The following is a 19,569-nucleotide window of genomic DNA, read 5'->3' on the forward strand; positions in this document are numbered from 1 at the left end:
CTGAGTCCCCGTGGTTATTAATGAAAAGTTTATATTGATTTGGTAAACTTAAAAAAATTATTGGAGATATTTATAGAGATTTTTTAATAGGAATTTGATTTCTCAAATTAAATTAGAGCAGTTTCACTCCAAATTCGTTCTGCATAAGCCTAAAAGCGAATTTTTCGTCATCTTCATCCAGTCCAGCCACACAACTCGATGGTACTTCCACATCATAACCTCTTATACCTCCCTCTGCAGCTGTGAAAAGTATACAGATATGGGTAACTGTACCGGTAATCCTCAACGTATCTATTTCTAGATCTTTTAGGACTTTATCCAGATTAGTATTGTAGAATGCAGAGTAAGTGGTTTTTTCTATGAAAATATCCTCATCTTTTGGTTCTAAATCCCTAATCACTTCTGATCCAGTAGTATCTTTGATGGCGTGAACTGGCCAGTTCATCTTCACAAATTCCCTATCCTGCTGGTTGTGAGTGTCGCAAACATAAATAATGGGAAATCCTTCCCTTCTGGCTTCTTCAATTTCTTTTTTAAGATGGGGGATGATGGTTCTGGTAGATGGAACTTCCAGGGGTGCACCTTCTCGTACAAAGTCATTTAACATGTCTATTATTAAAAGGGCCTTTTTATCTTTCATTTTGATCTCCTTTGATGTTACTTATGCTCCCACATCAACCTATAAGTTAAAGCCCATTATTTATTTTCCAGTTATTAACCATATCTTTTGAACAGTCTACAGATGGCAAGACAAATCCAGTATTTTAAGTCCTTATCACTTCCTCTTACTATTTTTAAATCAAAAAGACCTTTATTATTCTGTTTTTTAATTAAAAAGTCTAATCCATCTTGTATATGGTGATTATCCATTTTTATGTCAAGAAGTGATAAGGAATCCATAGCACTGATAATATCTGTGAACCAGAAAGGATATGAAACCCTTTCCCAGTATTTCTTGTCTTTACGATCTGGATATTTATCTGCCTGGAAAAATCTCCTGGCCAGCAGGTTCGCTGCTTTTTTCGCTTCTTCAGATCCACGATATTCCTGGTGCGCTGCAAATGCCCGGAGAACCATGCCTGTCACTAAATGGGAAAATGGCTTGCCCCGGTCGGGTAAATCAGGTTCACTGGCCAGTAATGTTTCTTTAATATTTCTGCCCGAGGTTCGGAAGGGAATAACCCAACCTCCATCTTCCTGCCTCATGGAAATCAACCACTGGAAACCCTTTTTTATGCGGTGATCATTACTGTAGCCTGCTTTTATTAATAGCTCCATTATGGCCGGTGAGTAGGTGGTGGCATACTGGTTGCCGTAAATGCCTCTAAAGTCTCCTTCAATGGTCTGGCAGTTGAAAAAATATTCTGCGGATTTCTGGATTTGCCGGTGGCTTCTGTTTAGCCCATATTTACAGACAAGTTCTCCTAAAACCCGGTATGTTTCCACCTGGTTATAGTCATCCCTGGAACGTATATCTTCCCTGATTTTACCTGGATATTTCCAGTAACCATTTTTCTCCTGTTTTCTGAGAATCCTCAAAACAGATGGAAGTTGCCATAACTCCTCCACAGGCCCCACTTCTTCACCCAAAAGATCCCGCCGGGTATAATATTCAATTGCAGGATTACCAACCGAAAGTAACACTGGAATGGGGTTAATTTTTAATTCATCCACGCCTGAATTCATCACAATCCCTCTCAAAAAATCCATTTTCCTGTTTATATTCATTATCTTTAATATCAATCATTTTTACCAAAAAGTTCTGCTGCTGGACAGCCCAACTCTCTCTGCTTGCATTGTTTGCAGGTTAAAGATCTGATAAATGCATTTCCGCCTAAAGAAAGGATCAAAACAATGATAATGAGTAAAAGAATTGACCAGTTGAAAACATTGAAAAGCAGAATTATTCCACCGGCCAGAGGGAATAAAAACACCAGAAAATCAGGTAAAACAGCGTACCAGGAAACTTCTTTGTTGGGAAAAAAGGAAGGATCACCTTTTTTGAAAAAATAAGATGACAGACGACCTTTACCAAACGCGCAAGTCTTCCCGTAATAGTAACAGCTTGTACAACCTTTTCGTAAAAGTTGAACTTCTATCCCCAGGCAGAATAGTAAGTATAAAACTGCAAATATTATTCCCAGCCCATAAAGAATGTAAGCACCAATAAGGTAGATGGATGTGGGTAAACTACTCGAAAGAATTACCATCCGCAGGGGATAACTTTCATAACATTTTTCTTCCATTTCAACCCCCCATCCCCATCTATCTTATTCACTTATTATTAGGTTCATACCATTTATTTTCCTAGTAATCGATTAAATAACACCTTAATAAATCGGGGTTTATTTTTCTATTTCCTGAATCCAATCAGCAGTGCTTAGCACGTTACTAAAGCGCATGGCCTGGGTAACCAGAATCGAACGGTGTAACTCCTCGCCAGTAACACTCCCTGCATAGTTGGAAACACTGAGGGTGCCGGTGGCATCGGACAGAAATTCCACCTTAAAGCCCCGGTGAAAGGCCTGCCGAGCAGTGGTGTCACAGCACATCTGGGTCATGTACCCGGAAATGGTAACAGTGTTAATATTCTTTTCCCTGAGCCAGGTTTCAAGATTAGTGCCGGTGAAGCTCCCTGGGAGGTTTTTCTCCACCAGATGATCATGTTCTCGTGTTAAAACTTCGGGGATGATTTCCCAACCATCAGTTCCCTTAACAAATGTTTCCGCGTTTTCTTGCAAGGCTGTGTGCTGGATGAGAATAATGGGAACATCACAGGACTGAGCTGAATCCATAGCCTTTAAAATGTTTTCCAGACTATCAGGAGGATAAGTCACCGGCAATTTTCCCGAAAAATATTCCCTCTGCACATCTATTACCAGTAAAGCTCTTTTCATAATCTAATTCTCCAAATATGCAGGATAAGTTGTTGGATTGGGTTTGATTCATTCTATCTACAGGAGATATTTACAGATCAGGTAGGTAGTTCACCTGTTCTAACACGTATCCTTTAATTTCACCCGGCTCTGGAAGGTCATAAAGAAGGTTCCCTTTTTCCACCAGTGGCCTGAGGAGATTTTCGTATCTTCCACCACAGGAACAGCTTTCAACTTCATTTTTAAGGGGCAAAACCAGATCTTCATGGCATTCATCACATCTCAAAACCTTTTTAGCCCCTGAACACTTACCTCTTTTAGCCAGAGGCTTCCCATCCACCTCCACAATGTCCATGGAAAAATCAACCACTGGCGCGTTACTGATGGAGGTTCCAATTCCGTAGGCATCCACCAGGGGATTAAGAAAAGGAAGATCTTGTTCTTTAATCCCACCACTCACAAAGAATTTAACGTGATTAAATCCTCTTAAATCAAGTTCCCACCGTGTTTCCTGGAGGATATGTTGGAAATCTCCACGTCGGGAGGAGGGTGTGTCAAACCTCACTGCGTGGAGTTTTTCACCCAGGGCTTCCGCCACATTCAGGCATTCAAATTTTTCATCATGGAATGTGTCAATGAGTGCCACTCGATTAACATCAGGGTCTGTCACTTCATCAAAGGCTTTCAATGAGTCTACAGTGGAGCCTATGCAGATTATAAGGGCATGGGGAATGGTTCCCAGGGGGTCTTCTCCAATAATCTCCCCGCTTTTAATGACGGACACACCGTCACATCCCCCAATAAATGCGCTTCTTTCGATCATGGGGGCTATAACTGGGTGCATCCTCCTGGCACCAAAACTCATAACCAGACGATCCCCTGCCAGTTTCTTGTAACGAGCAGATTTGGTGGCAATACCGGTAGCCTGGCACATCAGGCCCAGAATAGCAGTTTCATAAACACAAAAATCCTGGTAATATCCCTCTATTTCCAGAACTGGTTGGTTGGGATAAAAAACAGTTCCTTCGTTCATGGATTGTACCTTAACTGGTAAATCTTTCAAAAGATAGGCAACTTCATCTAAACCAGCCAAAACGGCCCAGGACCACTCATCTGGCAGGGATTTGGCCACAAATTCTGCTTTTACCCAGGGGTTAATCCCTTTCTTTTCCAGTATTTGAAGGGTCCTCTGGAAGTACACATCAGTGACTTTACCCTCTCTGATCTCCTTTTCGCCAGCAACATGGAACATGCTAAATACACCAACTTTTTTTATCAAATATTATTCACGATATAGCAGCTTATTAACGAGATGCAGCTTATTTTCATCGTTAATAAACAATCAAATACCTTCACCCTGATAAACAGCATAAAACCCATCTGTATCGGCATAAACAGGTTTGAAACCGAATTTCTCGGCCTTCACCATTGTTTTCTTAATATAATCTCTTCCCCATGCCGTGATGGCATCAGCACATTCTAAACGGTACCATCTAAAACGAGAATAACCATAAACTCCGTACATGGAGTTGGCCAGCCTTTTTAGGGCTTCCTGCTGCACATTCAAAATTTTTTTCTCCTCATCATCCTCTGATTTCTTCATCATGGTCTTAAGGCGAACCCTTTCTGTGAGGATGTTGCCAATGATGGAGGGAACAAAGCCCGGGGGTTCCTTAAGAAACATGTAACCTCCTTCAGGGGAGGTATTGCACTTTTCTGGGTTGCAGTCATCCACCAGGGTGTCGGGTGAGACGTTCTTGGAGATGATGATACTCGGATATAGGCTGCGGAAATCGAAGTAAACGATATTCTCATGCAACCCCTTAACTGGATCCTTCACATAACCTCCGGCAGCTCGTTTACCCCTCCGGTCGGAGTACTGTGATGCGGAGGGCTTGTTGGGAACTACTTCTCCCTGTTCATGTGCTTTGCGTATGAGGTACCATTCCACCTGTTGACCGGTTGTCATCCGGGCTAAATCAAAAAATGGTTGCCCTACAATACGGGTGAGTTCCAGGGTCAGTGGTATCATTTTCTCCGCAATCTCAGTGACAGCCACGGCATCATCCAGAGAGTAATGGCATAATTTTTCCAGTTTAAGGCCACAATCATCCCAGTACTGGTGGATCTCATCACCCGGGATGTCATATTTTTCCTCCCCGAAAAGCTCCAGATAAACCCTTTCCAGGGTGTAACGATCCAGTTGGAGGTAACGGCGCATGATAAGATAAAGATCAATGTGAATTCTGCCCTTCACCAGGGCGGCGTTGGCAAACCCTCTCTTCATAAATTTAAGACTGGAACCATCAGTACCCAGATTAAGGGGAACATTTAGAATGGAGGCACGGTCCCGGATGTAGGGGAAATCAAAGTTGTCTGAGTTATAGCCAATGAGAATATCAGGATTCTCATCTTCCACAATTTCCACGAATTTCCTCAGCATTTCTGCCTCGTCTTTCAATGTCTCCACAAAATCCAGGGGGGATTCTGCAGTGGAGAGTACCATCCTCAGTCCCTGATTACTGGAGAGACTGATCATGATGATAGGATCGTCTTCTGCATTAGGCATGCCTTTAGGATTGTAAACCTCAATATCCAGGCTGAGAATCTTAAGATCTGGGAAATCAGAGTCAATGGGCCGAATGTTCCCTTTCAACTCCACAACAGAAGTATCTTTACTAGAAGTAATGCCCTGCATTTCGGGAGATTCAGCCTTTACTTCCACTTCCACCTCTGCCATTGGGAACAATCCCTTATCAATCAGATATCGGCGGTAAAATGGAATATCATGCTCCCTGATATCCTTAACCTGGGATAAATCCCTTATTTTATCTCTTAATTTAGGAACATCCTGTGGATGTTTTAGTGTGACTTTTAAAAATTCTTTCTCACGGCCAAGATCTTTCATTATAACTTTTTCGACCTGTAGAACGCCCAGTTCTTTTATTTGCTCCAGGCAGGGATCCAGATCATGAGGGACCACGTAGATATAGGGTTTGAATCCTCCATCCATTACAATGATGGAATTTCCCCCTTGGCTGTTTTTTTCTCTTCCGAAGAGCCTTACCACTGCTTTATCGTTCCTGGTGATGTAATCAATGTCCAGGAGCACCATTCTTTTGGTTTCCATACACCTTCTAATTTATATGTATCATGCTATATAATTTGTTAAATCTAATACTCCTAAATTCATCCCGCATTTGTCATTAAAACCCTGATTAGAGTGTAGAATATGGTGGATATTTAACGGGGTGGTGAAGGTTCACATGTAGTGAAGAGTTTCACATGTAATACTCATCATTTTACTTGGGCTTACATTGCAAGTGAAAAATAATGTCAGTATTGAATGGTATAGATATTGATATGATCATACTATGTTGCTAATTTAGCCATATATTTCAAGTGTAAATATTGATAATAATGAGCAACAATAGGTTAATTAACAGGGAATTATTAATATCTGTTTTACTAAAATCCTATGTGAACTCTATTTTGGGCGATATAAATACATTAAAGGAGTTAAACGATAAATGTACCTTCAAAAAATGGATAAAAAGAAGCATGACTCCTTCAAGGTAGCCGAAATTATTTACGAAGCTGATTCTGAAACCTTTGACTTTTTCTTTGGCAACAAGAAGAATGCTTCCCAAAAAATAGGAATACTGGTACAAGAAGGGGATAATAATCTGGGATACCAACAGATCTACGTGGTAACCAATGACCAGGAAATCGTGGGAGTCATGGTGTATTCTGCAGGGGAAAAAATGGGAAATATCCAGGAATTGAAAGTTCTCTTCCATAATTTTAATATTCTTGACTCTTTAAGGTTCATCATGATTGAAATAATAGACAACATTTTTTTATCTCGTCTGGAAGAAGATGACTTTTACTACGCCATAGTAGCCGTGGATGAAAACTCCAGGGGGCAGGGGATAGGTTCCTTTATCCTGGAAGAGGGAATAAAACTGGCCAGGGAAAAAGGATGCAAAAGGGCAGTACTGGATGTTGACATAGAAAATGAAGGTGCTTTGAGGTTGTACCAGCGAGTTGGTTTTAGGAAATTCAAGGAGAAAAGTTTATCTCTGTTGGGGTGGAAAAAGGGAGCTTTTAATATGGAATATTTACTTTAAATCAAGAATGATATCATGTTGAGGGGATTTCCTATGAATTTATTTGTTAAAGAAACCAGCCAGAAAAACCCCGAAACCATAATCTTCCTACATGGGGGTGGACTGGCTGGCTGGATATGGGATGAACAGGTAAAAGCCTTCCCGGATTATCATTGTTTAGTTCCAGACCTCCCCGAACACGGGCAAAGTGCAGAAGTGAAGCCCTTCACCATTGTCGGTGCTGCTGGGATGGTGATTGATCTCATTAGAAGCCGGGCACATAATGGGAAAGCCCACCTGGTGGGGTTATCCCTGGGAGCACAGATCATCGTCCAAATTCTAGCCACTCATCCCGAGGTAGTTGATCATGCCCTCATTAGTGGAACCTTGATTCGTGGCATCCCCCATGGAGATATTCTTTTAAAACTTTTGGATTATACTTTTAAGGTTTATGAACCTGTGAAAGATACTGATTTTTTTATAAAAGCCAACATGCGGACTTATAACATTTCTAAAAGTTATTTCGAAAAGTTCAAGGAAGCCACATTACAACTTAAAGCGGATTCATTGAATAGAATACTCCACGAGAACCTGTTCTTCAAATTACCCTCTGGCCTGGAAAAAGCAAATGTCCCGGTATTGGTGATGATGGGTGAAAAAGATTATAAAGTTATCAAGGAATCTGCCAGGGATTTGGTTAAGGTTCTTCCAAATTCAGAAGCCTATGTGGTCCCTAAAAGGGGGCATGTTTGGAATATGGAATCTCCAGAACTTTTCAACCAAGTATTAAGAAGCTTCATAACTGGAAACCCTATTCCCAATGTGGTTGAACCATTATGTCCTCACCGGTAGTAAACGTTCCAAGTTCATGGTTTGACATAATTTCTGATTTTTGCAATTGTTTTAGTGAGCACTCTCTTTGGATCACAAACTATTTATATGAGAATCTTCTTAATATCGATTAGTCGATATCGGTAACTTGATATTCAATTATTGAAAATCCATTAAAATTCATTTAAATCATATATAGATTGCTTCATGATATCAATTTAACGATATTAAATCGATCATACGATAAATAGATTCAGTAGGAATGGATTCAATACAATAGATCTAATGGAGGTTTTGATTCAACATGTGGGATGCCTTTAAAAATCTTCACAAAGAATTTCATGAAAAAATGGAACAAATGCAGCGATTTGGGGGAATAAGAATATTGATACTCCATGTCCTGGATGAAAACGGTCCTGGAAATGGGGTGGAAATCATGGATGCCATACAGGCACACCATGAATCCTGCAACATGTCACACAGGGGACCTAGACCCCCACGACCATCTCCCGGGTCAGTATATCCCATGCTGAAAAAAATGGTTAATGAAGGTCTCCTCGTAAAATGCGAAGATGGAAGATATGAATTAACTGAAAAAGGAAATAAAGTTATTAACAAACTTTACGGGCGTTTTAAACCACATGAAAAAATGGACCGTGGAGAATATTCAGTAACAAAAGCATTAACAGAAATCGAGGGTTATGTTTCGTATTTGGAGGATATTAAAGAAGAAAAACTGGTTCCCCATGAAGAATTAATAGGTGAATTAAGCGAAAGGCTAAAAACCATCAGGGAATCACTCCAGAAGAATAATTCGACATAATTGCTGTTTAAAGTGAATAATTAATTATTAAGAATCTTAATGAAAACTGCATGAACAGTGATTGTTGAACTGATTCTGTAGCTGTGGTTTAGGTTAGCGAAGGCTATGTAACCCTGGTGCGGATTGAATTAATTAAACTAACGGATTAAAAAAAGCTATGGAGCTTAATAAAAAGATAATAAAACTAATTGGAGGGAAAAATGACTGAACACGCTATAGAACTTAATAACCTTACTAAAAAGTTCGGTGATTTTACAGCAGTGGATGATCTGTCACTTACAGTGAAGGAAGGGGAGATATTTGGATTTTTAGGCCCCAACGGTGCAGGTAAAAGTACCACTATCCGAATGCTGTGCACCCTTGCCCAGCCAACATCAGGATCTGCCCAGGTTGCTGGATTTGATTTAATTAAAGAATCAGACCGAGTTCGCCAGAACATTGGCCTGGTGGCTGAGAAGATGATTATGTACGACCGCTTAACTGCAGCTGAAAACCTCAGATTCTTCGGAAAACTCTATTCCATGCCCAAACAGAAGCTGGAAGAAAGGATCGATGAATTACTGGAACTGGTGGACATGCAGGAATGGAAGAATACCCAGATCAGCAAGTTTTCAACAGGTATGAAGCAACGAATCAATGTTATACGGGCACTTCTATCTGAACCAGAGATATTGTTCATGGATGAACCCACACTGGGCCTCGACCCACAGACCACTTTCTCCATAAGGGACATCACCCGAGAAATCAACCAGAGTGGAATGACAGTCATTCTAACCACACATGCAATGGCTGAGGCAGAAGCACTCAGTGACCGGGTTGCCATAATCGATCATGGTAAAATCGCTGCATTGGACACACCACAAAACCTTAAAAACATGATATCTCATGGAAAAACAACAGTATTTGGAGTTAAAATTGATAACCTCAATGCAGAACTCATTAAAAATATTGAATCCCTGGAAATGGTCACTGCAGTGGCACAGCAGGATGATTACAATTTAAAAGTAAGTGCACATGGAGAAAATGCCTTGGGTGATATCATTGACACCATCCGTGTTGAAGGTGGAAACATCGCCTCCCTGACCAATAGCAATGAATCCACACTGGAAGACGTGTTCCTGGCAGTAACTGGTAAAGAAATGCGTGATCAGGCCAATGAAAAAGCAGCACCTGCTCCACACAGGCATGGAATAGCACCTAAAGCAAGGGTGAGGTGAGATCATGGATGCCGTGAAGATATTAAAAGACAGTTACCATGTGATGGCCAAGGACATGCTGGAATTCAGGCGAAACCGCATGCAACTGGCATCCCTGGTTATCATGCCCCTAATATTCCTGGTGATGTTCGGGTTCATATTCCCCAGTGGCAGCACCCAGCAGCACATGCCCATGGGAGTGGTCAACCTGGACCAGGGTCAGGGGAGCAATGAATTCCTAGCCCAGCTGGAGTTGATGAACCAGAATACCAGTTTCATGGATTTCAAGAATTATTCCAGTGTGGATGAGGCTAAAACCCAGATTAATCAGGGAAAAATATACGGAGCATTTATCATACCCCCGGGATTCTCTGAAAACTTGAGTAGTGGGAAATCAGGTGGGTTCACGGTTTACATAGATAACAGCAACCCTCAGAGTGCCACTCAGATCCAGCAGGTCTTATCCAGTACTGTAAATGGCTTGAATGACATGAAGGCACAGGCCACTGTTTTGGAGCTTTCTAAAGAGACAAGTCAGCCGGTTAATCCTCAGGCCATCATATTTCCCTATGTGCCTACTGTGTCAACCACCATACCCGGTGAAACAAATTACTTCAACTTCCTGGCACCGGGCCTCATGATCATGATCGTGATGATGAGTGTAATGACTGGTATTCCGGAAGCCATCTCCAAGGAAAAGGAATTGGGAACCTTTGATGGAATGTTATCCGCACCAATCAGTCAGATATCTGTTATCATCGGCAAAACCGCAGCACTCTGCACCAGGGGATTCATTCAGTGCATCATAATACTGGGACTGGCAATGCTCCTGTTTGGAGTTACAGTCCAGGGAAGTCTCATACTGGCATTCTTCATGCTCCTACTGGGAATATTCAGCTTCATAGGTCTGGGAATTCTGGCTATTTCCATGTCGGGAGACCAGGCATCAGGAACAATGATCGTGAACCTGCTGATGTTCCCAATGATCTTTCTGGGAGGTGTTTTCTACCCCATCCAGCAGATGCCCTGGTTCATGCAGACCATATCCCAGTTCATCCCCTTAACCTATGCAGCTGATGCCCTGCGTAAGATAATCCTCCTGAACGCAGGGATTGGTGATGTACTATACCAGATGATCATCTTGATTGGTTTTGGAGTGGTTACCATGGCAATTGCCGTGCCACTATTCCGTAAATCAATGACCAGATAGGTGACGGAAGCCAGTGAAAGGACAGATAAATGAAATATAAACGGAAAATAAAGTGAAATGGATTAAAAAGGGGATATTGCAGTTTTAAAGCAGATTATTCAGCTAACTGCATTTATTCCAATTCATTCAATCCTGAAGAATTAATTCATTGAAAATAATGTCAAGGGTTAACCCCTTTTTAAAAAAATTTAACGAGGTGAACGTATCATGAAATGTGAGAGTGTACTCAGAAATGTTATTGAAACCGAGTGTGAGGATTACTTTTTGGGCACGGTGGATTTATCCCAGGTTGATAATGCTATGGTTGAAAAATACGGGTCATTAATTGCAGAATACCCCAGAGCAATCTCTATAGGAATAACTTTGCCCTATTTAATTCCTGATGAATTGTCAATGGCTAAAAAACAGCCATATGACGTGACAAATTGTCAGTTAAAATCCATCACATCGAGTTTAAGCAGTTTACTGGAGGAAAATGGATACCGGGCACTGTCCATGCCCAAGGCCAGGGAAATGGACGATGGACCGGATATTTCATTCCACGAAGTGGTGGCTCATCTGGCAGATATGGGGAAAATAGAAAAAAATCTACTGGTGGCTCCAGAAGTAGGTTCAAAGGTTAATTGGGGGACCGTACTCACCAATGCACCAATTTAATTATTTAAAAATTTAGATTATTTAATAAATCTATGAAATTGAGCTGTTTTAAAAGGGGATGATAAAAATGCTAAATGGATTCAGGTTTAAAATGTTAAACCAAGAGGCTTCTTCACCAAAAAATAAATCCTCTGAAATCATAGAACATCTTAATCTTCATGATGAGATGGTAGTGGGGGACATTGGCTCCGGTGGAGGGTATTTCACCTATGAATTTTCCAGAAAAGTGGGAAGCGAAGGTCACCTTTATGCCATTGATACCGATGAAAAGGCTCTTGATTTTATAAAGACTCATATTATAACGGAAGACATTCAGAATGTGGAAACAATCCGAGCTAATTTAGATGGCCTTGATTTGCCTGAAAAGAGTGTGGATCTATTCTTTTTAAGAAACGTGTTACATCACATCCCCAATCAAGCTGAATATTTTAAAGGCATTGGAAAATTTCTAAAAGATAATGGAAAAATAGCCATTATTGATTATAATAAAAGAAAACTCAGTTTTACAGGTCTTTTTGGACATTACACTCCTGAAATTGTTCTTTTAGATGTTATGAAACAAGCTGGGTTCTCTCTTCTGGAAAAATATGATTTTTTACCCGACCAGTTATTCATGGTTTTTGAAAAATGGCCATGAATTAAGATTATAATCAGATTTCACTTGAAGATATTCATTATTATAAAATGGATTTTAAGGGTTCATTGGAATTAATGGAAGGTGGCTTGAAATATGTCTATTAAAACCTCAATTAAGGAACATTTCACTAATAACCATCTTAATATAAGGAATCATTTTGAAAATGGCTCTTTAAAAAGCCATTGGGATTATTTTTTCCAGGATAACCTGGAGCTTGCACTTTCAAATCAGATCCATCTTGAAGGTGATCTGAACTTAAGGAGAGTTCTAGGTTTCAGGAGATTTAGTTGGGGAGATCTGGATGAATGTGCCTGTCTGTTTAAAAACGTATTTTCTGCTGATCCCTGGTATGATGAATGGGTATCCCTAGATCAATCCAGAAATTATTTGAAGGAACTCATTAAAAACCCCGTTTTCGAAGGATTTGTAATGTGTGAGGACTCTAAAATCATGGCAGCCTGTTTGGGGCACCGGAGGTCATGGTGGATGGGCAAAGAGTTCTTTGTAGATGAATTCTTTGTTGAAAATGAAAGGCAGGGAAATGGTATTGGAACTAAAACAGTAGATTTGCTGGTAAACACCCTTCGCGAAGATGGATACACTCGCATAACTCTTTTAACCAATAAAAATATACCTGCTGAGGCTTTTTATCTTAAAAATGGGTTCTACAATAATGAAGAAAGGACAGTAATGGTTAAAGAATTATGATGGGTAAATAGTTACTTAGTTAATGTCATGTGTAATGTTTCAGCTTTATACTGGTTATATAATGTTAATAACTGTTTATAGGGTCACGTTAATTTATTCTTGGATTAATATTATTTTTTACAATTTTTTCTATTTTCTCCCTTATAGTGGGGTCTTTAACACTTACTTATATATAACATGTACCATATTATAGAATAAGTAATATATAACAAGTTATATATGATTGGAGGAATTCATGTCACTATCATATGCAATGCTGGGTATCTTATCATACGGTCCCCGAACTGGATACAGCTTAAAAAAAGTCTTTGATAAATCCATATCTCAGGTATGGGTTGCTAGTTTAAGTCAAATTTACCGTGAGCTATCTGTACTGGAAAAAAAAGGTTATGTTTATTCTACCATTCAAAAACAGGATGATAGGCCTAATAAAAGAATTTACAATATAACTGGGGCAGGGGAACTTGCATTCCAGGAATGGTTACAGGATTTCCCGGATAAGCTTTCTTATCCCCTCCGGGATGGTTTTATGCTCAGAATATTTTTCGGTTCGAAACTGGAGAAAGAAGAATTAATAATACAATTTGAACGATTTATATCTCAAAAAAAGGCGTATTTAAAGGTTTTAGAGGAAATTGAGAGTACTTTTAATGTTTACTGCAACGAGTTTTCATCAGAATCTCCAGAAAAGGATCAACTTTTCTGGAACTTCACAATTAAAAGGGGTAAAATGACATTAAAAACCGTAATACGATGGGCTGAAGAGTGTGTTGAGCAATTAGGAGAATATGGGGATTAAAAGATAGGGAGGAGGTTTAAAAATGAAAGTAAATGATGAAGTTTTTGCCCTGGAGGCGACTAAAAACTGGAATTATGCTTATCTAGTTTCAGGTAAAGATAAAATATTAATTGACACTGGACGTCCGGGACAAGGAAAGGGCATCATTAAAGAATTAAAATCTATGAAAATCAACCCGGAAGATATCAAACACATTCTAATCACCCATCATGATGTAGATCATGTGGGAAACCTGGCTTTTCTTCAGGAGGAAACTGGGGCTACGGTATGGGCGTCACAGGAGGATATTCCCTATATTTATGGTGATAAACACCGCCCGGGACATAAAAGAATAATATCTATGTTCATGAGGGCTAAAAAACCGGAGAAAATAATGGCCTACGAAGAAAACCAAACAATTTCAGGATTAGAAGTCATTCCCACTCCAGGACATACTCCTGGCCATGTTTGCCTTCTTTATAACGATGTTCTATTTGTAGGAGATCTGGTTAGAACTTCCAAAGGAAAATTAGATACCATGAAATCCAGTATGAACTGGAATGAATCTGTCTTAAAGAATTCTATTGAAAAAATTGCTGGTTATGATTTTAAATGGATATGCACTGCTCATGGTGAGCCAGTCAGATTGGATAATGCACCTGGAGAGTTATCAAAAATTGCGAAGAGGATGAAATAGAATACACCTTTTTTTAATTAATGTTGTATAAACAATTGTTGCATAGGCAACATATTTAAATAGCATTACCGACTATTTTTAAAAACAAATTGAATTATTTAGAATCATTTTTTTTTTGGAGTTGAATATATGCATAAGGTTAAAAAAATAATCGATGAAGACCTTAATGACATTCCACTGGGTATTTTCATCTCAATAATCCACCGGACTCGTATGATGTATTTAAATAACAAACTGAAAAGTTTGAACATTACTGCCAGTCAATTTCTTTATCTCATTGGACTTTACAGAAAGGAAGGTCAGACACAGGAAGATCTGGCCACTCATTTTTTCATAGATAAGGGAACTGTGGCTCGTGGTGTAAAGAAGCTGGAAGATAAGGGATTCATCTGTCGAAGGACTGATCCAAATAATCGCAGAAGATACCTTCTTTACCTTACCAATGAAGGAAGATCGCTAATGCCTGAAATATGCAAAATAACTACATATTGGGAAGAATCAATGAATGAAGACTTTTCAAAAGCAGAAAAGAAACAAATAAAGGAACTTCTGAAAAAACTGACCCTGAAAAGTTTGAACAAATTATATGATGCGGAGGAAAACCTGAATGAGTAATAATATTTCTAAAGGAGGCAACTTACCTCACAATCCGTCAGAAGATAAAGGAGGGCGTGGTATAGATTATAAATGGATAGCATTATCCAATGTCTTAATAGCATCCCTGATGGGAATGATTAATGGTAGTATAACCTTGATATCCCTTCCCGCTATCTTCAATGGTATTAATATCGACCCTTTAACATCTTTCCAGTATCTCTTGTGGATACTGATGGGATACGGATTGGTAACCGCCACCCTGCTTTTAAGTTTCGGACGTCTGTCTGATATGTACGGGCGGGTCAAGCTTTTTAAGCTGGGATTTCTGATATTCACCATCGGATCCATACTCCTTTACCTCACACCCTCCACTGGTGATGCCGGGGCCATAGAGATCATACTGTTCAGGATAGTCCAGGCAGTGGGAAGTGCCCTTACCATGGCCAACAGTTCCGCCATACTCACCGATGCATTCCCGGTCAGTGAAAGGGGAAAAGCTCTGGGTATAAACATGGTGGCTCTGATGTCAGGTCAGTTCATAGGCCTTCTACTGGGAGGTATACTAGCAGTTTTCAACTGGAGATACGTATTCCTGGTAAGTGTGCCCTTCGGTATTCTGGGAACAATTTGGTCCACCTATAAACTTAAAGAAGTATCACTCCGCGCTCCCAAGACCAAACTAGACATATGGGGAAACATCATCTTCGTCTCGGGTATAACACTCCTCCTCCTCGGAGTAACCTATGGTCTAATGCCCTATGGTAGTGATGCCATGGGATGGAACAATCCATTGGTGATCGCCTCAATGATAGTGGGATTCCTCCTCCTGGCACTGTTCCCGGTGGTGGAAAGCAAGGTGGAAAATCCCATGTTCCGCCTGGATCTTTTCCGGATAAAAATGTTCACCTATGCCAACCTTGCAGGGTTCCTGAGCTCATTAAGCAGGGGAGGAATGATGTTCATGTTAATACTTCTCCTGCAGGGAATATGGCTCCCACTGCACGGATACAGCTACGAATCCACACCCTTCTGGGCAGGAGTGTACATGTTGCCCCTGACTATTGGGGTGATTATAATGGGGCCCATCTCAGGAATGCTCTCCGATAAGTACGGGCCTCGCTGGATAGCCACTATGGGGATGGTAATGAACACAATAGGCTTCTTGGTGCTGGCATCACTTCCCTACAACTTCAACTATCTGGAATTCGGATTAGCACTGTTTTTCATGGGATTGGGCAGTGGAATGTTCGGTTCTCCCAACAGTGCTGCTATAATGAACTCGGTACCTCCTCAAGATCGGGGTGTGGCTTCAGGAATGCTGACCACCATAATGAATACTGCCTTCACAGCGAGCATGGCTATTTTCTTTACCATAGTTATTGTGGGAATAACTCAACGCTTCCCTGATGCATTGGCTTCGTCTCTGGCAAGTATAGGTGCATTGCAGCTGACCCCTATCCTAAGTAACATACCACCCACTGGAGCGTTGTTTTCAGCATTTTTAGGTTACAACCCAGTTGAAACCATCTTAAGTAGTGTTCCAGCAGCGGTGGTTAGCCAGATACCTCATGCAACATTAATCACCCTCACCGGAACTACTTGGTTCCCATCCACCCTGGCCGAGGCATTCATGCCATCACTACGAGTTTCGTTCTATATTGGGGCTTTATTCTGTGGTTTGGCTGCTATATTATCTGCCCTCCGTGGAAAGCGATATATTCATGAGCTGGAGCTAATCAAAATCAGTTCAGAAGATGATGGTACTGATTCAGAAGAAATTTGAATGATAAAAACTAAATAAAGGTCCCGGTAGGGGCCTTTACTCTTTTTTAATAAATGATATTTACATTTAGGATTGGTCAGCAAAACGCCACCAGGCCACAGTTCCCACAAAACCCAATAAAATTGTTAGAATCAGCACTACATAACTAATTAAATTTGGATTTAGCGCACCACCTCCGGACACACCACTATAAAGTGCTGGAATGGCCCATGGGAAATATAAGGTGGTGTTGGGGATCCCCACAAACAATATTTGGGTTACAATCAATGTACCAATCACAAAACCCAGTGGTGCTAGATATCCTCTTGCGTAACTGGCTACTAGGGCTACGGGGGTACACAGTAGTATTGTAAAACAGGAGGTTACCATGAAAATAGTAAAGTAATGGTATGCTGTTCCAACTGACCAATGGGCAATGTCCACTGCAAATCCGGTTAAAAGTCCGCAGGTAAAGAGAATTAATGACAGCAGAAGACTCCAGGCAATAATAGTAATGAACTTGGATAAGACTATGGTGTAACGAGGTACTGGTAATGCCAGTAGGTCCTGCACCACCCGATCAGAGTATTCTCGTCCAAAAACCCATGCAGTGATGGTTCCAAAACCAATGGTACCCAGCGTTAATAGGATCATAATCAATAATTCAAAATAGGAAGACCAGTCATCCTTAAACATGGAAGCTTTGGCACTCACCATGGCAGAGTTTCCTACCAGTTCAGGATATCGGGAAACAAATACCATCAAACCCATGGTGATGGCAATACCTGAAAAAGCAAGTAACGTTATTATGAGCATTTTTGACTTTCTCACTTTCAGAGTTTCAGCCCAAACTGCTGCTTTTAGACCTTTCATTCACACCACCCCCTCTTCGCTAATGATCCTCAGGAAATAGGATTCAAGGTCTTCTTCTTCCACCTTTAACATTGACGGTGGAAACCCCGCATTCACCAAATTTAAATTCACATTTTCCGGACGAAGAACCGCCTTTTTGCTGGTAATTTCAATTAATCCATCCTCATTCACAGTTGCATTAAAACCATCATTGACTAAAAGTGCAATTGCACCATTTTTATCCTTTAAATCAATTAAAAGGCTCCTGTTTCTAAGTTGATGTAGTTTTTCTGCATCCATTTCTTGAATCAGTCTTCCTTTATGGATAATTCCTATACGGGTGGCGATCCTGGAGATCTCACCCAGTATATGGCTGGAAATAAATATAGTAACTCCTTTATTGAAGGCCAGGTCGCGTAAAAGTTCTCTTATTTCAACAATACCTGCAGGATCTAGTCCATTTGAGGGTTCATCCAGGATGAGAATTTCAGGATTATGTATCAGGGCCTTTGCAAGCCCTAACCGCTGAGCATTTCCTAAAGAAAGATTTTTTGCCTTTCTATCCTGGTAAGGGGTTAGCTTAAGTTTTTCAATAACAGAATCAACTGTACTTGCATCTTTGATAAAACGTAAACGGCGGGTGATCTCTAAATTTTCCCGTACTGTCAGTTCGGGATATGAATAAGGTATTTCCACCAGATAACCCACACTGTTCCACAGTTCATGGCTTCCAGCATGAACTTTTTCCCCTTTTAAATAGGATTCCCCGGTGGTAGGGTTTATCATACCCAGAAGCATTCGGATGGTTGTGGTTTTACCAGCACCATTCAAGCCCAGAAATCCGTATATCTCTCCCTTATTCACATTAAGAGATATCTCCTGCACAGCTTTCACTGGACCATAATTTTTGGAAAGGTTATTGGTTCGGATGATCCCATCTTCAATGGTTGTTTTCAATGATAACACCCCTCGTAAAAATTTCTATTATTTTGCCTTGTTTTCTTCAATTATTAGATAATTCGCCAGGGCGTCAATCCATAAATCCTTTGCAGCTTCAAAATTGCTTCCTTTAAAATCATCCCGATGAATAACAAAGTGTATCAGGGATAAAAAAAGGCCATTAATGGCGTCCATGTCCACTTTTTTCATCCAGCCCTGATTCATCCAGTAATTAAAAAACTTGGAAACATCCTCCTGATCACGTTTCACATGTTTTTCCAGAGTTTCTTCAGGGAGCTTTCGCAGGAGTAATTCGTAATTGGAAGAAGTTATCTCTTTATATAAGGGCATGGTAATCAATAATTCAATCATTTGATTAAGAAAAGATTTAAAACTTTCACGACGGTTCATACTTGGATTAAACGCCTTTTCAAACATATTATCCTTGAATTCACGTTCCACCTCTTCCAAAACATCAAAATACAGTTCTTCCTTGGACTGGTAGAAAATGTAGAATGATCCCTTGGATATATTCGCTGCCCTTACAATTTCATCCACGGTTGTTTTCTTAAGACCATATTTTTCAAAAAGTCTTCTGGCTTCAACTAAAAGGTTTTTTTTGATGATCTCCTTTTCCTTTTCACTCCATGGCCTGGGCATAACTAATCTCCTATAACACATTAAAACTCTATGACTATTTATAATTATATAGTCATAGAATATATAAGTTTCCCTGAAAACTAGTAGAGTCATGATCATACAACCCTTTCATGAATTAATAATAAGAGTCTCCCTAGAACCAGTGATGTTAAAGAAATTAAACCTAAGAATTAAGCAGGATGGAATACATAGATGGTAATGTAAAAAAATTCATTGGATATACATCAAACATCATCC

Annotated in this window: 21 protein-coding genes; 12 read left to right on the forward strand and 9 right to left on the reverse strand. The window is 40.1% G+C overall.

The features are described 5' to 3' along the window. Positions 1-112: 112 nt before the first annotated feature. The 6 genes from HY987_RS06755 to HY987_RS06780 all read right to left on the reverse strand — a co-directional run bounded on the left by HY987_RS06755 (position 113) and on the right by HY987_RS06780 (position 6,006). Complete coding sequence (locus HY987_RS06755) at positions 113-640, reverse strand: cysteine hydrolase family protein (protein WP_292756911.1); 528 nt, start codon at positions 638-640, stop codon at positions 113-115. A gap of 74 nt (positions 641-714) precedes the next feature. Continuing rightward, positions 715-1,686 carry a hypothetical protein gene (locus tag HY987_RS06760; RefSeq protein WP_292756912.1) on the reverse strand — a complete coding sequence of 324 codons (972 nt, stop codon included), beginning with the start codon at positions 1,684-1,686 and terminating at the stop codon, positions 715-717. Between the two features lie 53 nt (positions 1,687-1,739). Next, complete coding sequence (locus tag HY987_RS06765) at positions 1,740-2,246, reverse strand: hypothetical protein (RefSeq protein WP_292756914.1); 507 nt, start codon at positions 2,244-2,246, stop codon at positions 1,740-1,742. A gap of 99 nt (positions 2,247-2,345) precedes the next feature. Beyond that, positions 2,346-2,897 carry a cysteine hydrolase family protein gene (locus tag HY987_RS06770; RefSeq protein WP_292756916.1) on the reverse strand — a complete coding sequence of 184 codons (552 nt, stop codon included), beginning with the start codon at positions 2,895-2,897 and terminating at the stop codon, positions 2,346-2,348. A 70-nt stretch (positions 2,898-2,967) separates the two neighbouring features. Continuing rightward, entirely contained in the window at positions 2,968-4,128 is a 1,161-nt protein-coding gene (locus tag HY987_RS06775) for a nicotinate phosphoribosyltransferase (protein WP_292756918.1), read from the reverse strand. A 90-nt stretch (positions 4,129-4,218) separates the two neighbouring features. Beyond that, complete coding sequence (locus tag HY987_RS06780; protein ID WP_292756920.1) at positions 4,219-6,006, reverse strand: DNA-directed DNA polymerase; 1,788 nt, start codon at positions 6,004-6,006, stop codon at positions 4,219-4,221. A gap of 400 nt (positions 6,007-6,406) precedes the next feature. Between HY987_RS06780 and HY987_RS06785 the strand changes: the two genes are divergently transcribed. The 12 genes from HY987_RS06785 to HY987_RS06840 all read left to right on the forward strand — a co-directional run bounded on the left by HY987_RS06785 (position 6,407) and on the right by HY987_RS06840 (position 16,902). Beyond that, a complete protein-coding gene (locus HY987_RS06785) occupies positions 6,407-7,006 on the forward strand; it encodes an N-acetyltransferase (protein ID WP_292756922.1) in 600 nt (199 codons plus the stop codon). Positions 7,007-7,039: 33 nt separating this feature from the next. Continuing rightward, positions 7,040-7,837 (forward strand): alpha/beta hydrolase, encoded by a 798-nt coding sequence (locus HY987_RS06790; protein WP_292756924.1) that lies wholly within the window; start codon positions 7,040-7,042, stop codon positions 7,835-7,837. A 283-nt stretch (positions 7,838-8,120) separates the two neighbouring features. Continuing rightward, positions 8,121-8,639, forward strand: a complete 519-nt coding sequence (locus tag HY987_RS06795; protein ID WP_292756926.1) for a PadR family transcriptional regulator — start codon at positions 8,121-8,123, stop codon at positions 8,637-8,639. A 200-nt stretch (positions 8,640-8,839) separates the two neighbouring features. Then, entirely contained in the window at positions 8,840-9,856 is a 1,017-nt protein-coding gene (locus tag HY987_RS06800) for an ABC transporter ATP-binding protein (RefSeq protein WP_292756928.1), read from the forward strand. A 4-nt stretch (positions 9,857-9,860) separates the two neighbouring features. Further along, a complete protein-coding gene (locus HY987_RS06805; RefSeq protein WP_292756930.1) occupies positions 9,861-11,045 on the forward strand; it encodes an ABC transporter permease in 1,185 nt (394 codons plus the stop codon). Positions 11,046-11,252: 207 nt separating this feature from the next. Then, the gene (locus HY987_RS06810; protein ID WP_292756932.1) at positions 11,253-11,702 is read left to right on the forward strand and encodes a 4Fe-4S ferredoxin; all 450 of its coding nucleotides are present in this window, start codon (positions 11,253-11,255) and stop codon (positions 11,700-11,702) included. A 67-nt stretch (positions 11,703-11,769) separates the two neighbouring features. Further along, a complete protein-coding gene (locus HY987_RS06815) occupies positions 11,770-12,339 on the forward strand; it encodes a class I SAM-dependent methyltransferase (RefSeq protein ID WP_292756934.1) in 570 nt (189 codons plus the stop codon). Between the two features lie 93 nt (positions 12,340-12,432). Next, positions 12,433-13,047 (forward strand): GNAT family N-acetyltransferase, encoded by a 615-nt coding sequence (locus HY987_RS06820; protein ID WP_292756936.1) that lies wholly within the window; start codon positions 12,433-12,435, stop codon positions 13,045-13,047. A 235-nt stretch (positions 13,048-13,282) separates the two neighbouring features. Continuing rightward, positions 13,283-13,846: a PadR family transcriptional regulator gene (locus HY987_RS06825; protein ID WP_292756937.1), complete on the forward strand. Its 564-nt coding sequence runs from the start codon at positions 13,283-13,285 to the stop codon at positions 13,844-13,846. A gap of 22 nt (positions 13,847-13,868) precedes the next feature. Next, on the forward strand, positions 13,869-14,522 hold the full coding sequence (locus tag HY987_RS06830) for an MBL fold metallo-hydrolase (RefSeq protein ID WP_292756939.1): 654 nt from the start codon (positions 13,869-13,871) through the stop codon (positions 14,520-14,522). Between the two features lie 129 nt (positions 14,523-14,651). After that, the gene (locus HY987_RS06835; RefSeq protein ID WP_292756941.1) at positions 14,652-15,137 is read left to right on the forward strand and encodes a MarR family winged helix-turn-helix transcriptional regulator; all 486 of its coding nucleotides are present in this window, start codon (positions 14,652-14,654) and stop codon (positions 15,135-15,137) included. After that, positions 15,130-16,902, forward strand: coding sequence for an MFS transporter (locus HY987_RS06840; protein WP_292756942.1), 1,773 nt, complete (start codon positions 15,130-15,132; stop codon positions 16,900-16,902). Before HY987_RS06835 ends, HY987_RS06840 begins: the two co-directional genes overlap by 8 nt. Before the next feature lie 66 nt (positions 16,903-16,968). Here HY987_RS06840 and HY987_RS06845 read toward each other — a convergent pair whose 3' ends face one another. From HY987_RS06845 to HY987_RS06855, 3 genes are read right to left on the reverse strand one after another with little or no spacing between them, the layout of a single operon-like run. Then, positions 16,969-17,754, reverse strand: a complete 786-nt coding sequence (locus HY987_RS06845) for an ABC transporter permease (protein ID WP_292756944.1) — start codon at positions 17,752-17,754, stop codon at positions 16,969-16,971. Continuing rightward, entirely contained in the window at positions 17,755-18,690 is a 936-nt protein-coding gene (locus HY987_RS06850; protein WP_292756946.1) for an ABC transporter ATP-binding protein, read from the reverse strand. It abuts the gene before it with no gap. A 27-nt stretch (positions 18,691-18,717) separates the two neighbouring features. Then, the gene (locus tag HY987_RS06855) at positions 18,718-19,332 is read right to left on the reverse strand and encodes a TetR/AcrR family transcriptional regulator (RefSeq protein WP_292756947.1); all 615 of its coding nucleotides are present in this window, start codon (positions 19,330-19,332) and stop codon (positions 18,718-18,720) included. Between the last annotated feature and the right edge of the window lie 237 nt (positions 19,333-19,569).

It is taken from the genome of Methanobacterium sp. (assembly GCF_016217785.1).
In the GTDB taxonomy this organism is placed as follows: domain Archaea; phylum Methanobacteriota; class Methanobacteria; order Methanobacteriales; family Methanobacteriaceae; genus Methanobacterium.

Excerpts from the sequence above, each read along its gene's own strand:
- HY987_RS06755 (WP_292756911.1), bottom strand. The coding sequence starts at position 640 with ATGAAAGATAAAAAGGCCCTTTTAATAATAGACATGTTAAATGACTTT.
- HY987_RS06760 (WP_292756912.1), bottom strand. The coding sequence starts at position 1,686 with ATGAATTCAGGCGTGGATGAATTAAAAATTAACCCCATTCCAGTGTTA.
- HY987_RS06765 (WP_292756914.1), bottom strand. The coding sequence starts at position 2,246 with ATGGAAGAAAAATGTTATGAAAGTTATCCCCTGCGGATGGTAATTCTT.
- HY987_RS06770 (WP_292756916.1), bottom strand. The coding sequence starts at position 2,897 with ATGAAAAGAGCTTTACTGGTAATAGATGTGCAGAGGGAATATTTTTCG.
- HY987_RS06775 (WP_292756918.1), bottom strand. The coding sequence starts at position 4,128 with ATGTTCCATGTTGCTGGCGAAAAGGAGATCAGAGAGGGTAAAGTCACT.
- HY987_RS06780 (WP_292756920.1), bottom strand. The coding sequence starts at position 6,006 with ATGGAAACCAAAAGAATGGTGCTCCTGGACATTGATTACATCACCAGG.
- HY987_RS06785 (WP_292756922.1), top strand. The coding sequence starts at position 6,407 with ATGTACCTTCAAAAAATGGATAAAAAGAAGCATGACTCCTTCAAGGTA.
- HY987_RS06790 (WP_292756924.1), top strand. The coding sequence starts at position 7,040 with ATGAATTTATTTGTTAAAGAAACCAGCCAGAAAAACCCCGAAACCATA.
- HY987_RS06795 (WP_292756926.1), top strand. The coding sequence starts at position 8,121 with ATGTGGGATGCCTTTAAAAATCTTCACAAAGAATTTCATGAAAAAATG.
- HY987_RS06800 (WP_292756928.1), top strand. The coding sequence starts at position 8,840 with ATGACTGAACACGCTATAGAACTTAATAACCTTACTAAAAAGTTCGGT.
- HY987_RS06805 (WP_292756930.1), top strand. The coding sequence starts at position 9,861 with ATGGATGCCGTGAAGATATTAAAAGACAGTTACCATGTGATGGCCAAG.
- HY987_RS06810 (WP_292756932.1), top strand. The coding sequence starts at position 11,253 with ATGAAATGTGAGAGTGTACTCAGAAATGTTATTGAAACCGAGTGTGAG.
- HY987_RS06815 (WP_292756934.1), top strand. The coding sequence starts at position 11,770 with ATGCTAAATGGATTCAGGTTTAAAATGTTAAACCAAGAGGCTTCTTCA.
- HY987_RS06820 (WP_292756936.1), top strand. The coding sequence starts at position 12,433 with ATGTCTATTAAAACCTCAATTAAGGAACATTTCACTAATAACCATCTT.
- HY987_RS06825 (WP_292756937.1), top strand. The coding sequence starts at position 13,283 with ATGTCACTATCATATGCAATGCTGGGTATCTTATCATACGGTCCCCGA.
- HY987_RS06830 (WP_292756939.1), top strand. The coding sequence starts at position 13,869 with ATGAAAGTAAATGATGAAGTTTTTGCCCTGGAGGCGACTAAAAACTGG.
- HY987_RS06835 (WP_292756941.1), top strand. The coding sequence starts at position 14,652 with ATGCATAAGGTTAAAAAAATAATCGATGAAGACCTTAATGACATTCCA.
- HY987_RS06840 (WP_292756942.1), top strand. The coding sequence starts at position 15,130 with ATGAGTAATAATATTTCTAAAGGAGGCAACTTACCTCACAATCCGTCA.
- HY987_RS06845 (WP_292756944.1), bottom strand. The coding sequence starts at position 17,754 with ATGAAAGGTCTAAAAGCAGCAGTTTGGGCTGAAACTCTGAAAGTGAGA.
- HY987_RS06855 (WP_292756947.1), bottom strand. The coding sequence starts at position 19,332 with ATGCCCAGGCCATGGAGTGAAAAGGAAAAGGAGATCATCAAAAAAAAC.